Genomic DNA, 18,116 nt, shown 5'->3' with positions numbered 1-18,116 from the left:
GCTCTGTTGCCCTCTAGGTAATTCAAGGGCTTGCGCCGTGTTCCTGGCGCCAGAGTTTGGCTATTCGACGCACTGTGTGCACGGCCGCCGTTAAAGCGAGGTACACACAGGGCGGGCAAGGCCCGGGCGGTGGGGTGGAAACAACGCGCTAGGCGCCTTGCCGCAACAACTCCGCCAACTCGTACTGCAAGCTATCGGCCAGGCCTAGCCAATCCTGAGCTTGTTGGCGGGAAAAAATATCGCTGAGCTGTTCGGTGAGCGGCGGCAACAGCGCCGGCGCCTGGGCCTGCACCGTTGGCAGCAGTTGCTCGAACAGCGCGACCATGCGCAGCGCCCCTTCTACCTCGCGGCCGAGGCGGAACAACAGAGCGCATTGGCCGGCTTCGGCGATGCCGGAGGCTAGGTCAGTCACGGGCGAACCTCTCATCGAAGGTGGTGCCGGCGATCATCGCGCCGCTGCGGCTGGTATTGAAGAACTTCACCTCGGGGTGGGCGGCGATGTAGCGCTCCACCTCGATCAGGTAACTGCGGAAGTTGAGTTGGGTGCGCACCTGCCGGCCGTGGCCGTCGAGCACCCAGTGGCGCGCGTTGGCCACCGGCGCGCCGAGCTCGCCGTCGTTCCAGCCGGCGTGGGTCTTGCCGCCGGGGAAGGCGAAGTCAGCGCCGAACAGGGTCACGCGGGCGGCGCCCATGCGCACGGCAAGGTCCAGCGCCGGGTGGATCACGCTGCCGCCGGTGTGCAGCGCGGTGTGCGGCCAGCGCGCGGCGGCGCTCTGGTACACCGGGCTGGTGGAATACGCCGCCAGGCGCCGCCCATGCCAATGGGCAAGCACCTGTGGCGCCAGCAGCGGCATGTACACCAGGGTAGGCGCAGCGCAAGGCGCCTGCGGCAAGTGCTGCACGCCGATGCGCTGGTCGATGCTGACCACCACATCCGGCGCGATGCCCTGGGCGTGCAGCGGCCGGTAGGCGGTGTCCACGCAAATGAACAGCGGCCGCGGCACTTGCCGGGCGGCCTCGCGCAGCGCCTCGAAGTGCCGCTCCAGGCTCGGCCCGGTGGCGATCAGGTACACCTCGCGGCCAGCCAGGCTGCCGAACAGCGTGCTGACGTCGGCGTCGGCCGCCAGGTACGGGGCGTTGGCCTCGATGCGCTGCTGCAGGGCCGGGTCGCTCGGAGAGAAGTCCTGGTTGTTGAAGGCCAGGTGCATCTCGCTGATCAAGCGGTCGCGAATACGCGCGTTGTTCACATCGGCCAGTACCAGTTCCGATGGCATGGCGAAGAACGGCAGGCGGATTTCGCCTTCGCTGTCGGCGTAGGCCAGCTCTACCCGCGGGTCAGCCAGCCAGTCGCTGTGGTCCATCGCCTCTAGCAGCATCGCGAACAACGCGCCATTGAGGATATACACCCGCAGCCGCCGCAGCGGCTCACGGCCCAGCAGCACCCGGGGCAAATCGCCCAGGGCCGGGCCGTACACATGCAGCTCAGCGGCCTCGGGCGGGAAGGTATCAGCCTGCTGGCGCGCTTCGGCTTCGCGGTCGTGGCGGCTGGTGAGCTGGATGCCACGGATGCTCAGGGTGACCTGGCTGCCCTCGACGAATTCGCCGTCCAGGGCCTCCAGGGGTTCGGCGTCGAGCCGCGCGGCCACCGCAGGCCAGCGCTGGGTCAAAACCGCCAGGTTCTGTTCGAGTACGTCATTCATGCCTGCAAAGGTTCACCGCTTGGGGTGAGCCGGCGGCTCACTCGCGGTACAGGATAGCCGAAGCCCACGACAGGCCGACACCGAAACCGCTGATCGCCACCCGCTGCCAGGTCGAATCGAACAGGTGTTTTTCCAACAGCAAGGCCACGCTGGAAGACACCGTGTTGCCGGTCTCGACCATGTCCTTGACGAATTTTTCCGGGGCGCCCTCATCGAAGCGCCGCGCCACCGCGTCGACGATCGCCGCGCTGCCCTGGTGAATGCAAAAGGCGTCGACGTCGGCCGGCGCCAGGCCGGTTTCACCGAGCAGCTCGTGCAGGTGCTGGGGCACCTTGACCAAGGCGAAGTTGAACACCTGGCGGCCGTTCATGAAGAACTTGCCGTCGGTCACCTTCAGGTGCGCGGCGCCCGAGCCGTCGGTGCCGAACTTGGCCTTGCCGAGTTGCCAGGTGGCGCCCTCGCCCATCCAGGTGGCGGTGGCGGCGTCGCCGAACAGCATGGTGGTGTTGCGGTCTTCGGGGTCGACGATCTTCGAGTAAGGGTCGGCGGTGACCAGCAGGCCGTTCTTCAGCCCGGCGGCCTCCATGAAGCCCTTGAGCGCGTACAGCCCGTATACATAACCCGAGCAACCCAGCGACACGTCGAAGGCGGCGATGTGGGTGGGCAGGCCGAGTTTGTCTTGCACGATCGCGGCGGTGTGCGGCAAGCCTTCTTCGTCGCCGTTCTGGGTGACCACGATCAGGGCATCGATGCTGGCGGGGTCCAGTGCCGGGTTCTGCGCAAACAGTTGCTGCACCGCGTGCACGCAGAGGTCGGAGGTTTCCTGCTCGGCGGCCTTGCGCGGCAGGAACGCCGAGCCGATCTTGCCGATGATGAAGTCTTCATCCTTGCCGAATTTCGCACCCTGCGCGTAGTTGTCCAGCCCCTGCGCCGGTACGTAACTCGCAATGCTTTTGATGCCGATCATCCTGGCTTCCCGAAATTGAATCGCTGGAATGCGCGCCGCCGCGGCAACGCGCTTGCAAAGAGTGGCCATGCGCCTGACACGGCACGGCCCTACATAAGGTTACATTAGAGTGAAGATGCGCAAAATGACCGGCAGGTCACTCACCCGGCTGGATGAAATTTCGCAAAGGTGGCCGGGTTAGTCCAGCAGCGGCCAATCCAGCGGCGTGCCACGGCGGATCGCGCCGCGCGCGCGGCGCTGCAATACCGCGTCGATGTGCCGGGGCGCCAGGCCCAGGCCGGGGCGGATGGCGCGTACGTTGGCGCGGCTGAACGGCTCGCCGGCGGCCATGTCTTGCACCACGTACAGCGAGCGGCGAAACACCAGCGACTTGCGCTCGGCCTCGGTCGGCCCGTAATGCACCTGGCCCAGGGCCTGCCAGGCCCGCTCGGTTTCCACCACCAGGCTGGCCAGCTCCGCTGGCTCCAGGGAAAAACTCGCGTCTACCCCGCCCTCGGCGCGGCTCAGGGTGAAGTGTTTTTCCACCACGCTGGCGCCCAGCGCCACCGCCGCCACCGCCGCGCCCAGGCCCATGGTGTGGTCGCTCAGGCCCACTTCGCAGCCGAACATCGCCTGCAGGTGGGGGATGGTGCGCAGGTGGGTGTTCTGCGCGGTGGCCGGGTAGGTGCTGGTGCACTTGAGCAGCACCAACTCACGGCAGCCGGCCTCGCGGGCGGCGCGCACGCTCAGTTCCAGCTCGCCGAGGCTGGCCATGCCGGTGGAAATGATCAACGGCTTGCCGGTGGCGGCGGCGCGGCGGATCAACGGCAGGTCGGTGTTCTCGAAGCTGGCGATCTTGTAGGCCGGCACCTCGAGGGTTTCGAGAAAATCGATGGCGGTTTCATCGAACGGCGAGGAAAACGCCAGCAGGCCGCGGGCCCGCGCCCGCTCGAAGATCGGCGCGTGCCACTCCCAGGGCGTGTAGGCCTGCTGGTAAAGCTGGTACAGCGAGGTGTCGGCCCACAGGCTGGTCGGGTCTTCGATGCGAAACTCGCCCTGGTCGAGGTCCAGGGTCATGGTGTCGGCGGTGTAGGTTTGCAGCTTGAGCGCATGGGCGCCAGCGGCGGCGGCGGCGTCGACGATGGCCAGGGCGCGCTCAAGCGATTGGTTATGGTTGCCGCTCATTTCCGCGATGATCAGCGGGGCGGTGCCAGGGCCGATGGCCCGGTGGCCGATTCGGATCATGCTCAAGGCTCCCGATCGAATTGAAAGTGTTGAGGCAAGGCGCGATAGCCCGCCTGGCGAAACAGCCGCTGCGAGGCGCCATTGCCCGGCAGTACCTGGGCGTTGAGGCGCAGCACATCCGGCCACTGCGCCGCCAGCCAGGCATGGGCGGCGGCCAGCAGCGCGCCGCCCCAGCCTTGGCCCAGGCGCGCTTCGAACAGGTACAGGGAAATCTCCGCCTCGCCCGGCGCCTGGCGGTCGAGGCGCACGCTGCCGACCGGGCCGTCGCCGGCCTCGGCCACCAGCAGCGCACGGTGAGGGTCTTGCAGGGTGGCGGCCAGCCAAGCCTGGTGCATCGGCCAGCTCAGCGGCGCCGGGTTCAGCGAGGCGGCGCGCACCGCCGCGGCGTTGCGCCCGTCGAACAGCAACTGGGCGTCGTCGCCAACGGCCGGGCGCAGGCGCAGGGTGCTGGCGAACAGCCAACGGGCCACCCGCGCCGTGCCCTGGCCATCGACCAGTTCCAGGCCGCGGGCGGCCAGGCTGCGGCGCAGCGGCGCGTTGGCCAGCAACAGGCCGAGCGCGCCTTCCAGTTGCCCGGGCTGCAAGTGGGCGGCCTCGCCCAAGTACAGGTGCGCGCCGGCCTCGGCCAGGCGGGTGGCCCCCGCCACTTGGTTATCGGCCACCGCCACGCACAGGCTGGGCACCCCCAGCGCGGCGCGCTCCAGGCTGGAGCCACCGCCGGCGCCGACAATCAGGTCCGCCCGGGCCATGCGCTCGCCCAGCTCTTGGCACACCTCTACGCATTCGCTGCCGGGCCGCCCGCGCAGCAGCGCTTGCAGGGTGGCCAGCGCCGGGTTGCCGCGCCCGGCGACCACCTCCACCGCCAGGTCCGGCCAGGCCTGCAGCGCCTGCACCGCGCGCAAGGCCATGCCGGCGGCATCGAAACCGCCAAAATTCACCAGCACCCGCCCTACCCGTTCGGCCAGCGGCCGCGGGCCCTGGCTGAAAATCGGCCGCAGCAAGGCGTAACGGGGGCCGAACAGCCCCTCGGCGCTGGCCGGCAGCCAGGGCGCGTAACGCTCGGCGCTGGCGCTCAGGTTGTGGTCGAGCAGGCCATCGCAGGCGTGCGCGCGGTCAGCCAGGTCGTCGATCGCCAGCACCCGCCCGGCATAGGCGCGGGCCTGGGCTTCCCATTCGGCGCCCAGGCCGTAATGGTCGACCACCGCCCAGTGGTAGGGCTGCGCTGGCGCCGGCGGGTGCTCGGCGGCGCCTTCGAGCAGGTGCAGGGCAAAGCCCTGGCCAGTGACCATCGCCGGCGCGAAGCCAGGCAGCGGCCGGCAGGCAAAGCTCACCTCGGCACCGCGGGCGCGCAGGGCCTGGGCCAGGGCCAGGCAGCGCATCAGGTGGCCGGCGCCCAGCTCAGCGCCGGCATCGGCGCGCACCAGCACCCTCATGGCAAGCCCTGGCCGCTGGCGAGCAGCGCCCGGTGCAGCCATTCGGCGCGCAGCCAGTCTTCGTCGGTGTCGATGTCTTGCACCAGGTGGCGCGGCAGCACCACCGGCCGGCTGGCCGCGGAGAAAATCACTTCGCCGCCCAGCCAGGCCTCGCGCCGGCCCCAGTAGAACTGCCCGGCGTCCTGGTAGGCGGTGGGGAGGTCTTGCGAGCGGGTGTTACGGAACTCTGGGTACATTGCCTGCACCGCGCCGGCGCCGTTCAGCACCAAGGCGCGCTGCACCGGGAAGCCAAAGCTGCACACCGAGAACGCATAGGCGCTGCCGGGATGGGCCTGCAAGGTGGACAGGCCTTCGCGCAGGTAACGCGGCTGCACCAAGGGCGCGGTGGCGTACAGGCAGCAGGCCAGTTCCGCGCTCGGCAGTTGCTCCAGGGCGTGGCACACCACCGCCAGGGTGCTGGTGTAGTCGTCGGCCAGCGCCGCCGGGCGCATAAACGGCACCTCGGCGCCTTCGGCCAAGGCCACCTCGGCAATGGCCGGGCTGTCGGTACTCACCACCACCCGCGCAAAGCAACCCGCGGCCCGCGCCGCGCGGATCGACCAGGCGATCATCGGCAGGCCGTTGAACAGCTTGAGGTTCTTGCCGGGGATGCGCTTGCTGCCGCCCCGGGCGGGAATGATCGCCACCGCGCCCATGCTAGCCGCCCACCCGCGCCAGCGCCGTGGCCAACTGGTCGATCACCTGGTCTTGCTCGGCCTCGCTCAGGCCGGCGTACAGCGGCAGGCTGATGGCCTCGCGGTAATAGTGCTCCGCCGCCGGGAACTGCCCCTCGGCAAAGCCCAGGCGCCGGTAAAAGGGCTGCAGGTGCACGGGAATGTAATGCACATTCACGCCGATGCCGGCCCCGCGCAGGTGCTCGAACACCGCCCGGCGCTGTTCGGCGGCCACCCGCACCACGTACAGGTGCCAGGCCGAACGCGCCTCGGCCTGGGGCTGCTGGCCGGCCAGCGGCAAGCCGGCCAGGCGCTGCCCATAGCGGCTGGCCAGGGCGCTGCGCTGGGCCACGAAGAGGTCGAGCCGGCTCAGTTGCGAGGCGCCCAGCGCCGCTTGCAGGTCGGTGGCGCGGTAGTTGAAGCCCAGCTCGACCTGCTGGTAATACCAGGGCCCGTCGCTGCCGCCGTGCATCTGCGTCGGGTCGCGGGTGATGCCGTGGCTGCGCAGCCGGCGCAGGCGTTCGGCAAGGTCCGCGCGCCCGGTCAGCAGCATGCCGCCCTCGCCGGTGGTGATGATTTTCACCGGGTGGAAGCTGAACACGGTGATGTCGGCAAAGCCGCCCTGCCCCACCGGCTGCCCGGCGTAACGCGCGCCCACCGCGTGGGAGGCGTCTTCGATCAGGGTAAAGCGGTACTGCCGGGCCAACTGCGCCAAGCGGCGCATGTCGCAGCTTTGCCCGCCAAAGGCCACCGCCACCACCACCTTGGGCAGTTGCCCCACACGCTCGGCGGCCGCCAGCTTCTCGGCCAGGGCATCGGCGCACAGGTTTAGGGTGCCGGGGTCGATGTCGACGAAATCCACCTCGGCGCCACAGTACAGCCCGCAGTTGGCCGAGGCGACGAAGGTGTTGGGGCTGGTCCACAGGCGGTCGCCCGGGCCCAGGCCAACGGCCAGGCAGGCCAGGTGCAGCGCCGCGGTGGCGTTGCACACCATCACCGCGTGGGCGCTGCCGCAGTAAGCTGCCAGTGCCTGTTCAAAGCGCTCGACCGCCGGGCCCTGGGTCAACCAGTCGGAGCGCAGCACCTGCACCACGGCGTCGATGTCAGCCTCGTTCAGGTTTTGCCGGCCGTACGGGATCATCCCTGCAGCCCTTGGTGCAGGCTGTGGATTTGCCCCACGTCGAGAAACGCCGGGTTGGTGTCAGAGCGGTACTCAAAAGTTTCCGCCACCGGCTGGCCGCGCTCGCCGGTGGCATCCACGGCAAAGTCCACATCCATGCTGGTAAAGCGCACCGACGGCTGGATGGTGAAGTGGTCAGCGAATTCGAGCGTCATCCGCGCGTCGTCGAGCGGCACCATCAGCTCGTGCAGCTTCTCGCCGGGGCGGATGCCCACCACCCGCTGCGCCAGGTTCGGCACCAGCGCGCTGGCCAGGTCGACGATGCGGATCGAGGGGATCTTCGGCACGAACACTTCGCCGCCATGCATGCGCGCAAAGCTGGCCATCACAAAGGCCACGCCTTGGTCGAGGGTGATCCAGAAGCGCGTCATGCGCGCGTCGGTGATCGGCACTTCACTGGCGCCCTCGGCCAGCAGCTTGCGAAAGAACGGCACCACCGAGCCACGCGAGCCGGCCACGTTGCCGTAGCGCACCACGGCAAAGCGGGTGGGCTGGTCGCCGGCGATGTTGTTGGCGGCCACGAACAGCTTATCCGACAGCAGCTTGGTCGCGCCGTACAGGTTGATCGGGCTGGCGGCCTTGTCGGTCGACAACGCCACCACCCGGCTGACGCCATTCTCGATGGCCGCGGCGATCACGTTTTCCGCGCCGTTGACATTGGTGCGGATGCACTCGCCGGGGTTGTACTCGGCGGCCGGCACCTGCTTGAGGGCTGCGGCGTGGATCACGTAGTCCACCCCGCGCATGGCCGTGCGCAAGCGCTCCGGGTCGCGCACATCGCCGAGGAAATAGCGCATGCACGGCGCGTTGAAGCTTTGCTGCATCTCGTACTGCTTGAGTTCGTCACGGGAGAACACCACCACCCGCCGCGGCTGGTACTGGCGCAGCAAGGTGGCGATGAAGTGGCGGCCGAACGAGCCGGTGCCGCCAGTGATTAAAAGGGATTTGCCGTCGAACATGGAAAAAGGCCTTTAAGGCTACTGTAGATAGACGCGTTTTTGACGATTACAGCGCCGGATGAATCGCAGCAATTTACGCGCCAAGCGCAGTTGGCAAACAAATTGCTGAGTTCAGCCTAAGCGAGATCGCGCGACCATTTATTGGCACAGCGAGAGCCCCCGATTACCCAGGAGTGCGCGCCACCATGTCTAAAGTCATTCCAGTCACCAGCCCGCTACTACCGCCACTCGAAGAGTTTATGCCCTACCTGCAAAAGATCTGGGACAGCCGGCGGTTGACCAACGGTGGGCCTTTCCATCAGCAATTGGAAGCTGCGCTGGCCGACTATTTGGGGGTCGAACATCTGTGCCTGTTCGCTAACGGCACGCTAGCACTGCTCACTGCTTTGCAAACCCTGCGGGTAAGCGGTGAAGTGATCACCACGCCGTATTCGTTCGTGGCGACCTCCCATGCGTTGCTGTGGAACAACCTAAAACCGGTGTTCGTCGATATCGACCCTGTCACCTGCAACCTGGACCCCGCGCGCATCGAAGAGGCGATCACGCCGAACACCTCGGCCATCCTGCCGGTGCATTGCTATGGCAACCCCTGCGATGTCGAAGCCATCGGTTCAATTGCCGACACCTATGGGCTCAATGTCATCTACGATGCCGCCCATTGCTTCGGTGTACGCCACCGGGGCATGAGCGTATTGCGCCACGGCGACCTGTCCATCCTGAGCTTCCATGCCACCAAGGTCTTCAACACCTTCGAAGGTGGGGCGATCGTCTGCCCCGACTTGAAGACGAAAAAACGCATCGACTATCTGAAGAACTTTGGCTTCGCCAACGAAGTCACCGTGGTCGCGCCGGGCATCAACGGCAAGATGAGCGAGATCAACGCTGCCTTCGGCCTGTTGCAACTGCAGCATATTGACGCGGCCCTCGAGCAGCGCCAGCGCATTGACGAGGCTTACCGACAACGCCTCGAAGGCATACCGGGCCTGCGCCTTGGCGCACTGCAGGCCGGGCAGGACGCCAATTATTCCTACTTTCCGATTTACATCGAAAACGGCTTCGGGGCCTCTCGCGATGCGGTGTATGAACTGATGCGTGAGCACGACATCCTGGCACGCCGTTACTTCTATCCGCTGATCAGTGAATTCCCAATGTATCGCGGGTTGGAGTCATCGGCCGCCGGGCGTTTGCCAGTCGCCTCGCGGATTTCCTCGCAGGTGTTGTGCCTGCCCATCTACCCGGGCCTGCCGGAAGAAGTGATCGACAGCGTCTGCCGCCTACTGGAAACGGCGGCAGGGACCACTGCGCAGCTTTCAGCGTAAGCTGCGCAACACGAACAAGGGCCGGTTGAGGAACTCCCCCAAAGCATCGGCGCGTGGCAGGTTTTGCGCCGACAAAGCGGCGTACTCGACCCCTCCGGTCGGCAGCGACTGAGCCACGCCAATAGCCTGTATTTCCCAGTACCCCGCCACTACCTGTTCGATGAAGCCGATCATCTGCGCCTTGGTACCTTCGCTGAACAGCGGCAGATGGCGGTCCCCCTTCCAATTAAAGCCCAGTTGGAACACCAGCGTCGAAACGTTGCCAGCCAGCGCTCTCAAGGTATTGGCCACATGCTCCAAGGCCCGTTCCTGGGCGAGGTTGCTATCGCCGTAGTCATCGCCGATGTGATGCAACACGTTGAGCAGCAACATCACGCCAACGCGCCCTGGCCAATGCCCGTTGAAATCCACATAACCCGGTCGCACCTGCAGGCGAGACTGCTCGCCGAGCATTTCGGCGGCCTGGCGAACGAATGCGCAGTGCTCGGCGTTCCCTTCGCAATAGGTCACCTTAGCCGCGCCTAGGTCCAGCGCCTCGAAAGAGAAAAAACCGGTGTTACCGCCAATATCCACCACCTGCTGGTCAGTGAAGTCGACCTGCTGGGCAATCCAGGCCAGGCGCTCACGCTCATGGCGCGACACCACACTCAAACCTTGTTCACCCAGCAGCGCTTGCACACGGCGGGCCAGTACCTGGTAGTTGGAATGTTTGCTGGCGCGATTGTAGAGGGCTGCCAGGGTTTGCCCGGCAGCAGAAGCAGAGGTGTTCATGTGCTGTGGGTTCCTTTGAGCTCAGCATAGTAAAGCGGCAGTGTATCGTCGCGCAGTAGCAGGTCAGCACCCAGCCAGGCCATGTAATGATCTAGCAAATGCACCCCGTTACCGCCGTCCAGAGCGTCAACTTGGCGGCCCTTGCGCTGGTCGGCCACTAACCCGCCTGACCAGAAATACCGAGCCGAGGCTGGGGCCTGCGGCGCGTGCGCCGGGCGCGGCGGAATAACTCCGTGTTCTGCGAAGAAATCCACGATCAACTGCCCACCGGCATCAGCGACCAATTGCATCGGCCCCCAGGGCCGGGGATTGGCTTCAATCATTACATGGCGCGTGGCGCTGCAGCGTACTTCGATCATGATAAGGCCATGAAAGCCCACGCTGCGCAACATCCGCTCATAGGGCGCGCTCAGCGCTGGATCAACGTCCACTTGCTCGGCGGCCACCATCGAATTGCCCCCGGCCTGCTGCAACAGATTGCGCTGCTGCAACACCGAGCACTGGCCACTGCGCGAAACATGGTAAAGCAGGTAAACGCTGGCGCCGGTGGCAAACTCCTGCAGGTAGAAGTCATCGCCATTATGTTGAGTGAGGAACGCGGCGTATTGCAGCGGGTCGGCAAGTATCACTGGCTTCAGTTGAACCGTCGCGCGGCCCCCGTAGCTTCGGGGTTTGGCCACCAGCGGAAAATCCCCCGGCGCCGGTGCGCCAAGCTCGCGTGGCTGCTCGATACCGAAGTCTGCGCACAATTGGCCAAAGCTGTATTTGTCAGATACGCAGTGGTACAGCGCCTGGTCCACCAGCGGCACGATCGCCCCCTCGGCTTCAAGTGCCTGGCGGTGGCGTGGTTCAAGGATGAACCGATTGAAAAACTCGCAAATCGGGATGATCAAGACCTGCCGATAGCCGTGGCGTTGGCGTAATGCGCGCACCGCCTCCAGCAGCATTGGCAACTCCAGCGCGCTACTGGTACGGACCTGATGCACCCATTGGGCGTAGTCGGTTAAGAGCAGAGGGTCCTGCTCATTGCGCGCCAACAGGTGGATCACCCGCCCATGCCGGCGTGCCTCACGGCACAGGGTAATCAATGCGCGGTTATTGAAACCTGAAAGTGAAAGCATGCCGATCGACATAGTCGTACTCGCGAGGTCATGGACCGAATGCGCCGTCATGGCTGTGGTTCGAAGGCACGCAGCCAACTGGCCAGTGCCATGTCGTGCTCAACTGCGCCGGTACCGCCACCGGCCAAGGCCGACAGCACCCGAACGGATTTGCCGAAACGCGCGCAGGCTTCGGCCTGCTCTGCGCTAGCCACCCACAATTCATCGAACGGTTGCAGGGTAGCCGCCAAGCCCGGCGCCTCGAGGTCGGCCTGGCCGGCGCTGCCGAGGTCGCACACCAGCGGGCCCTCACCGCGCACGCCAGCGTAGCCGCGAGCCAGAGCCAGGCCGTCGTACACCACGGTGGCCTGGCGGAAGGCGCCATAGGCGTGTGCAGGCCCCAACGGGCCTGGCCGAATGCCTCCGGCCAGACGGCCAAGCTCACGCAGCCGCTTGAGCGCGACAGTGGCCCGGGTAGTCCCTGCGCTAATCACCACCGCCAGTGGAAGCGCCTTGAACGGCAGTGGCTGCCAACCGAGGGCGGCGTCGGCTTGCAGATCGAACCCATCGCCGTCGGCACTGTAATGGGGGCTGAATCCAGGGTCGCGGCACAACTGCGTTGGCCATTTCGCCCACAGCGCCTGTTCATCCTGGCCGGCCGGGGTGTCATTGCGTACCGGTTCGGTGAGTGCCAACCAGGCCCGTGGCGTCCACACGTTGCGATACCCCGCGGCGCGCAACTTCAAGCACAGGTCGGCATCGGCCCATCGGTGCTGAAAGTCGGATTCATCCAGGCCGCCGACCTGCTCGAAGGCGGCCTTGGCCAGCATCAGGCAGGCGCCACTGGCCACCTCGCAAGCCCGCTCGGTCTGAACGAAATCCAGCGGCGGTGCTTCCAGTGGCTGTAAGGCCACCTGCAGCGCCGCGCCCAGGCCCAACCGCAGCCCTGAGTCTTGCCGAGTTTCGCCGCGCTGTACACGCCGCGCGCCCACGGCGCCAACTTCTGGGCGCAGGGCGTGGTTGAGCAGGTACTGCAACCATTGCCCCTCTACTACCACACAGGCCGGGGCCAGCAGCACCAGATACTGGCAAGCTGAGGCCGACACCGCGCGATTGAGCGCAAGGTTGTAAGGCAGCGGTGCCTCGCTGAGCTGAGCCTGCACACGCCCCTCGGCCTGGGCCTGCAGGGCAACCATCCACTCGAGCATGCCCGCCGGGGTAGCGTTGGTCTGCACCAGCACCACCTGCATCGCCGGATACTCAGTCAGCACCAACAAGCTGGCCACGCAGCGTTTGAGGGTGTCGAAGGGCTCGATGGCCGGCACGAACACCGCCACGGGGGGGGTCGCGGGGTCACCGTAGTCGATGAAATAGCGCTGTGCGCCGGCGTCGAGCACCTGGGCCTGCAGATAACCGCGCGCGTGCAGATGGCGCAGTATCGCCCGCGCCTCATCGACCGGCGCAAGCGCCGGCGCGGGAAGGCGAAACAACACCGGCTCGCTGATATGACCAAAGCCCTGATAGCCTGCCTCGCACAAGCGCAAGATCGCGTCGAGCTCGAACGCACCACTGTAATCAGCGTCAAAACCGCCCACTGCCTGAACCGCGGCGCGGTTGAACAACCAATGCCCGGCCAGTGCAGCCGGGCAACTGAGCAACTGCTCAAGGTTGAAAGGCGAACGCAGTATCGGCCATAAGCCAGACTGCGCATCGCCGGCGATTTCGTCACAGTACACAGCCGGGCACTCTCCAGCGTGCTCAAGCTGCAATAGCGCCGCCAACAAGCTATGCGTATGGAAACGCTCACCGGCCTGCAGGTGGACGACCCAGTCATGTCCCAGCTCACCCATCGCCCAATTCAGCGACGCTACCCATTGCGCGGCTTGTGCCTCAACCCAGTAGAGCCGCTCGCCCACGCTACCGGTGCCTGCCTCAGGGCGGCTGGACACCACAACCAATTGGGTCTCGGCGAGCAGCGGTGAGTTCAGGTCTATTGAGCCCAGACTTTGCAGCAATGCCGGCTCGTCATTGTAGGGGTCACTCAGCAGGATCAACAAACGAGGGCGATGGCCCTGGCCGGCGTGCTCGGCAATCGCCGCCAGGGTGGCTTCACCCAGCCGGCGCTGCTGTAACCAGCGGTTGAATTGCCGAGGGGTTTCGCTCCATCGGCCCATGGCCAGGTAAGCGACCATGTCCATGTCACGGCCCGCGGCAGCATTGGCCAAGGGGGCGACATGCACCAGGCGGTTTTCGCTGGCTGGCCGCACCCACCCCAAGCCTGCCAGCAACTGGCGGAACAACGCATGAAAGCGCCCAGCCGCTTCAACGTTCTCTCGGCCTTGCTGGCTCACCTGCTGGGTCGATACCCGATAGGAGGTCAACACTTCGTCGAGCATGGCCAGGTCGCCGTTGCGCATCAACTTGGCGTAGATCGCCAAGTCGCCGACCCAACTGATGTGCTGCCCATCCAAGCCAAAGATACTGTCGCCAAAGGCGAGCAGATCGTCCCGCCGGCATAGCACGGAAGTAGGCTCGCCAATGAAGTTCCAGGTGTACTCGGCGATGAACGAAGTGAGCTCTGGGCCGCGTAGGCGCACGCTCTCGGTGAAATCGAAACGGGTCGCGTAGGTGTCGGGGAGTACCTGCCCCAGCTCGTCGATCAAGCGCCGGCGGGCGGCGACCAGGGCGAGCCCGGGGTGCTCTTCGAGGGTTTCGACCAGGCGCCGCACGCACTGCGGCTCAAGCAGGTCATCGTCGTAGAGAAACTTGATGTACTGCCCTCGCGCCCGGCGCACGCAGGCAGTGACATTGGGGGCCTCGCGCAGTTGGGTGGCATTGCGCACGTACTCGATCGGCCAAGGGCTGCGCGGGCGTAACCGCTCGACTATCTCGGTAATGGCCGTGGTGGGGCAATCATCACCGATGACGATCTCCAGCGCCGGATAGTCCTGGGCGAAGGCGCTCAGCAAGGCCTCTTCGAAAAAGATGGCCTTATAGGCTGGAATCACGATGCTGACCAATGGCGCTGGGCCCATGCTGGCTCCTGTTAAGCAATCGATTGAAGTGAGTAAGCCAGGGTTAGCCCGGCAGCCAGGCGTCGCGCCAGCGGTTCAGCGCGCTGCCGTGCAGCATGTAGTCGCGCTGCACCGCCTCGCGCAGGGCCTGGCCCTGCCGGGCGTTGGCCTCCGGGTCGGCGAGGCAGGCGCGGATCGCCGCCACCCACTCTTCGGTGCTGTTGCTGCCCACCAGGCTGACCGGCAGGTCGCCGCGGTAGCTGCGGGTGGCGGTGGCCACCACCGGGTAGCCGCAGGCGCCGTATTCGAGCAGGCGCAGGTTGCTTTTGCAGTCGTTGAAGATGTGCTGCTCCAGCGGCGCGATGGCCAAGTCGAGGTCGAGGCTGGCGAGCTTGGCGGGGTATTTGTCCAACGGCACCTGGCCGTGGAACTCGTGCACGTACGGGCGCAGTTCATCCGGGCACATGCCGAAGAACACCCAGTGCACCTCGCCGGCCAGGGCCTTGACCACGTCTTTGATCATCAGCAGGTCGCCGGTGTGGCTGGTGCCGCCGCCCCAGCCCACACGCGGCTTGGGCGCATGGCGGCGGGTGCCGCTCAGGTGCAGCCAGCGCTCGGGCGGGAGCATGTTCGGCACCACCACGATGTCGCTGTTCATGTCGCTCATCACTTCGGCGAGGGGTTGGGTCGACACCACCAGCCGGTCGCACATGCCCACGCTGCGGCGCAGCGAGGTCTGGATTTCCTTGGCAAGAAAGCGCCGGTGCTCGTTGGCGCCGGGTACATCGAGCAGGTAGTCGTCGAGCTCGAACACGCGGAACGCCTGCGAGTAGCGCTTGAAGCTGACAATCCCCTCGCTGGCGCGGTCGCTGTAGCGGCCCTGGAAGATCACCGTGTCGGGCTGCATGCGCGCAGCTTCGATCACCGCCGGCACGCCGTGGTAAACCAGCCCGGTGACTGCGCCAGTGTTCTCCAGCGCCTTGAACGGTTCGATCAGCCGGTAGTGGCCGACCGCGCCGGGGTTGATCGGCAGGCACAGCAGGTGCGGCCGGATGCGCTGGGCGAACGGCTGCCAGCCGGCCTTCAGGCCTGGGTCGAGGGTAAAACTGATGCTGTTGGCGCTGAGGTTCTTGTTGTAGGCCGGGTCGCGCGCGAGCTTCGGCGCCCATCGCTCGAAGGCTTCGGCGCAGGCTTCGAAGTAGCCAGGGCGCAGCGGCGCGATGTTCTCCGCCGAGGTGCGGTAACCCACCTGGGCGTGGGGCGTCCAGGTCACCAGCCAGCCGGCGTCGCGGGCGCGCAGGCAAAGGTCGAGGTCGCCGAAGTGGTCGCTGAGGGGGCTGGCGTCGAGGTCACCGAGGCTGCCCAGCAGCTCGCGCTTGAACACCATGCAGTGCTGGCTCACGGCGCTGTAGTTCTGGTTCATCGTCAGCCGGTGCAGGTAGCCACGGGCGGTCGGCGCCTCGCCCACGAACGGCGAGCCGGCCACCCCACGCATGCCCAGCACCAGCCCGGCGTTCTCGACGCGGCCGTCGGCGCCGAGCAGCTTGGCGCCGGCGATGCCGACCTCCGGGCGCTGCACTTCGCTGAGCAGTTCATCGAGCCAGGCCGGCTCGACGATCCGGCAGTCCGCGCTGAGCAGCAGCAGGTAGGCGCCGCTGGCCTGGGCCGCCAGCGCGTTGTAGCGCGCGCCCTGGCTGCTGCCGGCCGGCTGGCGGTCGATGCGGATGCGCCCGGCGCCGATCTGCGCAAGGTTCTCCAGCCACTCCCAGGTGCTGGCCGGTTCGCTGGCCAGCGCGCCGATCAACAGCTCGAGGTGGGCGTAGGCGGTTTTCTCCAGCAGGCCGTCGAGGCAGGCTTGCAGGCTGGCCAGGTTGCCCTGGCTGAGCAGCATCAACGACACCTGCGGGGTGCTCGGGTGCTCATAGCGCACCTGGGCAAAGCCACCGGCCGGCGTCGCCCGCCAGTGGAAGGCCTGGCCCAGGCGCTGCAGGTGGCCTTCGATGAGGAAGGCATGCCCGGCGACCACACTGGGGTCGCTCAGCCACTGGGTGTACGAGCGCCCAGCGTGCAGCAGCACTTCGGCCACATGGCCGACGCAATCGACCGTCCACAGCTCGGCCATGCGCAGCAGCAGGTCGACCGCCAGGGCATCGCCGGCCTGGCCGTCGAGGCCGCCGGCTTCGGCGAAGCGCTGGCGCGAAAACGCAATGGCGCGGCCTACATAGGGGTAGGAGCGGGCCAGGTCGAGGTTGAAGTCCGGCTTGAACACCGGCTCGGCGTTGGCCGCCAGGGTGTCTTCGTCGCTGTACAGCGCGCACAGCTCGGGCTCGGTGGCGATGCGTTCGGCCAGCAGCAGCAGGGCGTGGTCGCCGAGCACGTCGCCGGCTTCGAGCAGGTAGAACCAGTCGAAGCCTTCGATCTCGATCAACTGGCGGTTGAGCTGCGCCGCCCAGTCTGCTTCCAGCGGCACGATGATGTTGCCCTCCTCCATGCGCGGCTCGGCGCAACTGGCCGACAGCACCAGCACCCCGCAGGCGCCATAGCTTTGCCGTTGCAGGCTGGCGAGGGTCTGCTCCAGCGGGCCTTGGCCGCGGTCGAGCACGATCGGCATCAACTGCGGCTGGCGGGCCCAACTGGCGACCCGCTCGGGCAGGGTCTTGCGCATGCCTTCGGAGAACTCACGGGTTTGCAGCCACTGCTGGTACATCGCCGCGAAGCTGTCGCAGTCGGTGCCCACGCGGTCGCTCTCGGTGTCCAACTGGATGTGCAGCAGCCGCGACATCGGCAGCTCGGTGTACTCGCGTGCCTCTATCGGCAGCGGCACCACCGGCATTGCGCACGCCCGCACCGAACCCGGCCAGGGCGCGCGCTCACCGGCCAGCTTGCCGATCAGGTTGGCGATGATGCCGCGCTCGGCGTTGCGCCGGCTTTCAATGTCAACGCCCTTGAAGCGCGCGGCATGGAAACGTTCGCTGACCAGGTTCTGCCCGATCAACGCCAACGGGCCGTGGCGCAGGGCGCTGATGTACAGGGCCAGGTCGAACTCCACGCTGAGCTCGCTGCTGGGCGCGGCCATCGCCGGCACCACCCGGTCGAGCAAGGGTTTGCGCAGCAGCGCGGCGCTGAGGTCGCCGAGGAAGTTCAGCGGCGCGCTTTCAAAGCACGACAGCAGGTCGCCGCCCATGATCAGTTGGTCGTCGCTGAACAACACGAAGTTGCGCGAGCGCGGCGGCAGGATCACCCCGTCTTCGTCGGCCAGCCAACGGTTTGACACGCTCAGTTGGGCGTCGCTATAGGCCTCCAGCGCCGCCACCTGGCGGGCCACCAGCGGCGGCAGGATCCAGTCGTCGGCCATCAGGAATTTCACGTAGCTGCCCTTGAGGTGCGGCAGGACGTAGGCGATGTCCTGGGGGTAGTTCAGCGGCTGCTTGGGCACCAAGTGGGTGACCGGCACGGCGCTGTGGGCCTGGGCTTCGGCGATGGTCTTGGCGACTTGCGCGTCACCGGAGAGGTCGCACACCACCACCTCCAGCGCCGGATGGCTCTGGCCTAGCGCACTGTGCAGGCTGCGGTAGAAATGGCGGGCGTCATGGACGTGAAGCGCGATGCTGACCAGCGGAATCTGTGGCATGGGTACACTCGTCTCGGATGGCCGCCGTTGCCGCGGCCAGAAAAATGACGGTTACTGCTCTGTTGAAGCCTATGTTGCAAAAGCAGTGCCGTGATGGAGACGAAC

13 protein-coding genes are annotated in these 18,116 nt (G+C 66.4%); 1 reads left to right on the top strand and 12 read right to left on the bottom strand.

The features are described from left to right. Positions 1–148: 148 nt before the first annotated feature. The 8 genes from ACFZCE_RS14805 to pseB form a co-directional block, all read right to left on the bottom strand. Positions 149–412, bottom strand: a complete 264-nt coding sequence (locus ACFZCE_RS14805) for a hypothetical protein (protein WP_390940205.1) — start codon at positions 410–412, stop codon at positions 149–151. Further along, the gene (locus tag ACFZCE_RS14800) at positions 405–1,700 is read right to left on the bottom strand and encodes a 6-hydroxymethylpterin diphosphokinase MptE-like protein (RefSeq protein WP_390940203.1); all 1,296 of its coding nucleotides are present in this window, start codon (positions 1,698–1,700) and stop codon (positions 405–407) included. Before ACFZCE_RS14800 ends, ACFZCE_RS14805 begins: the two co-directional genes overlap by 8 nt. A 37-nt stretch (positions 1,701–1,737) precedes the next feature. Next, positions 1,738–2,667, bottom strand: a complete 930-nt coding sequence (locus ACFZCE_RS14795; RefSeq protein ID WP_390940201.1) for a 3-oxoacyl-[acyl-carrier-protein] synthase III C-terminal domain-containing protein — start codon at positions 2,665–2,667, stop codon at positions 1,738–1,740. Between the two features lie 177 nt (positions 2,668–2,844). Further along, positions 2,845–3,891, bottom strand: coding sequence for a pseudaminic acid synthase (gene pseI / locus ACFZCE_RS14790; protein WP_390940199.1), 1,047 nt, complete (start codon positions 3,889–3,891; stop codon positions 2,845–2,847). Positions 3,892–3,893: 2 nt separating this feature from the next. Then, the gene (pseG, locus tag ACFZCE_RS14785) at positions 3,894–5,324 is read right to left on the bottom strand and encodes a UDP-2,4-diacetamido-2,4,6-trideoxy-beta-L-altropyranose hydrolase (protein WP_390940196.1); all 1,431 of its coding nucleotides are present in this window, start codon (positions 5,322–5,324) and stop codon (positions 3,894–3,896) included. Further along, positions 5,321–6,019 carry a pseudaminic acid cytidylyltransferase gene (pseF, locus tag ACFZCE_RS14780; protein WP_390940194.1) on the bottom strand — a complete coding sequence of 233 codons (699 nt, stop codon included), beginning with the start codon at positions 6,017–6,019 and terminating at the stop codon, positions 5,321–5,323. The genes pseG and pseF overlap by 4 nt, the downstream gene beginning before the upstream one ends. A 1-nt stretch (position 6,020) precedes the next feature. Then, a complete protein-coding gene (gene pseC, locus ACFZCE_RS14775; protein WP_390940192.1) occupies positions 6,021–7,178 on the bottom strand; it encodes a UDP-4-amino-4,6-dideoxy-N-acetyl-beta-L-altrosamine transaminase in 1,158 nt (385 codons plus the stop codon). After that, a complete protein-coding gene (pseB, locus tag ACFZCE_RS14770; RefSeq protein WP_390940190.1) occupies positions 7,175–8,176 on the bottom strand; it encodes a UDP-N-acetylglucosamine 4,6-dehydratase (inverting) in 1,002 nt (333 codons plus the stop codon). Before pseB ends, pseC begins: the two co-directional genes overlap by 4 nt. Before the next feature lie 185 nt (positions 8,177–8,361). Here pseB and vioA point away from each other — a divergent pair, with 185 nt between their 5' ends. Next, on the top strand, positions 8,362–9,495 hold the full coding sequence (gene vioA / locus ACFZCE_RS14765) for a dTDP-4-amino-4,6-dideoxy-D-glucose aminotransferase VioA (RefSeq protein WP_390940188.1): 1,134 nt from the start codon (positions 8,362–8,364) through the stop codon (positions 9,493–9,495). On the opposite strand, the gene ACFZCE_RS14760 is transcribed toward vioA, so the two are convergent. From ACFZCE_RS14760 to ACFZCE_RS14745, 4 genes are read right to left on the bottom strand one after another with little or no spacing between them, the layout of a single operon-like run. Beyond that, positions 9,487–10,266 carry a hypothetical protein gene (locus ACFZCE_RS14760; RefSeq protein ID WP_390940185.1) on the bottom strand — a complete coding sequence of 260 codons (780 nt, stop codon included), beginning with the start codon at positions 10,264–10,266 and terminating at the stop codon, positions 9,487–9,489. The two genes, vioA and ACFZCE_RS14760, sit on opposite strands and share 9 nt — an antisense overlap. Continuing rightward, positions 10,263–11,399 carry a hypothetical protein gene (locus ACFZCE_RS14755; protein WP_390940183.1) on the bottom strand — a complete coding sequence of 379 codons (1,137 nt, stop codon included), beginning with the start codon at positions 11,397–11,399 and terminating at the stop codon, positions 10,263–10,265. Before ACFZCE_RS14755 ends, ACFZCE_RS14760 begins: the two co-directional genes overlap by 4 nt. Positions 11,400–11,434: 35 nt before the next feature. Then, positions 11,435–14,401 (bottom strand): glycosyltransferase, encoded by a 2,967-nt coding sequence (locus ACFZCE_RS14750; RefSeq protein WP_390940181.1) that lies wholly within the window; start codon positions 14,399–14,401, stop codon positions 11,435–11,437. Between the two features lie 43 nt (positions 14,402–14,444). After that, a complete protein-coding gene (locus ACFZCE_RS14745) occupies positions 14,445–18,011 on the bottom strand; it encodes a glycosyltransferase (protein WP_390940179.1) in 3,567 nt (1,188 codons plus the stop codon). Between the last annotated feature and the right edge of the window lie 105 nt (positions 18,012–18,116).

This window comes from Pseudomonas sp. NPDC007930 (genome assembly GCF_042958985.1).
Taxonomy (GTDB): Bacteria; Pseudomonadota; Gammaproteobacteria; order Pseudomonadales; family Pseudomonadaceae; genus Aquipseudomonas.
This window is presented reverse-complemented; position numbering and strand designations above follow the sequence as displayed.

Coding starts and splice junctions, on each gene's coding strand:
- pseF (WP_390940194.1), bottom strand. CDS start 6,019: ATGGGCGCGGTGGCGATCATTCCCGCCCGGGGCGGCAGCAAGCGCATC.
- ACFZCE_RS14760 (WP_390940185.1), bottom strand. CDS start 10,266: ATGAACACCTCTGCTTCTGCTGCCGGGCAAACCCTGGCAGCCCTCTAC.
- vioA (WP_390940188.1), top strand. CDS start 8,362: ATGTCTAAAGTCATTCCAGTCACCAGCCCGCTACTACCGCCACTCGAA.
- pseC (WP_390940192.1), bottom strand. CDS start 7,178: ATGATCCCGTACGGCCGGCAAAACCTGAACGAGGCTGACATCGACGCC.
- ACFZCE_RS14800 (WP_390940203.1), bottom strand. CDS start 1,700: ATGAATGACGTACTCGAACAGAACCTGGCGGTTTTGACCCAGCGCTGG.
- pseI (WP_390940199.1), bottom strand. CDS start 3,891: ATGATCCGAATCGGCCACCGGGCCATCGGCCCTGGCACCGCCCCGCTG.
- ACFZCE_RS14745 (WP_390940179.1), bottom strand. CDS start 18,011: ATGCCACAGATTCCGCTGGTCAGCATCGCGCTTCACGTCCATGACGCC.
- ACFZCE_RS14750 (WP_390940181.1), bottom strand. CDS start 14,401: ATGGGCCCAGCGCCATTGGTCAGCATCGTGATTCCAGCCTATAAGGCC.
- pseB (WP_390940190.1), bottom strand. CDS start 8,176: ATGTTCGACGGCAAATCCCTTTTAATCACTGGCGGCACCGGCTCGTTC.
- pseG (WP_390940196.1), bottom strand. CDS start 5,324: ATGAGGGTGCTGGTGCGCGCCGATGCCGGCGCTGAGCTGGGCGCCGGC.
- ACFZCE_RS14755 (WP_390940183.1), bottom strand. CDS start 11,399: ATGTCGATCGGCATGCTTTCACTTTCAGGTTTCAATAACCGCGCATTG.
- ACFZCE_RS14795 (WP_390940201.1), bottom strand. CDS start 2,667: ATGATCGGCATCAAAAGCATTGCGAGTTACGTACCGGCGCAGGGGCTG.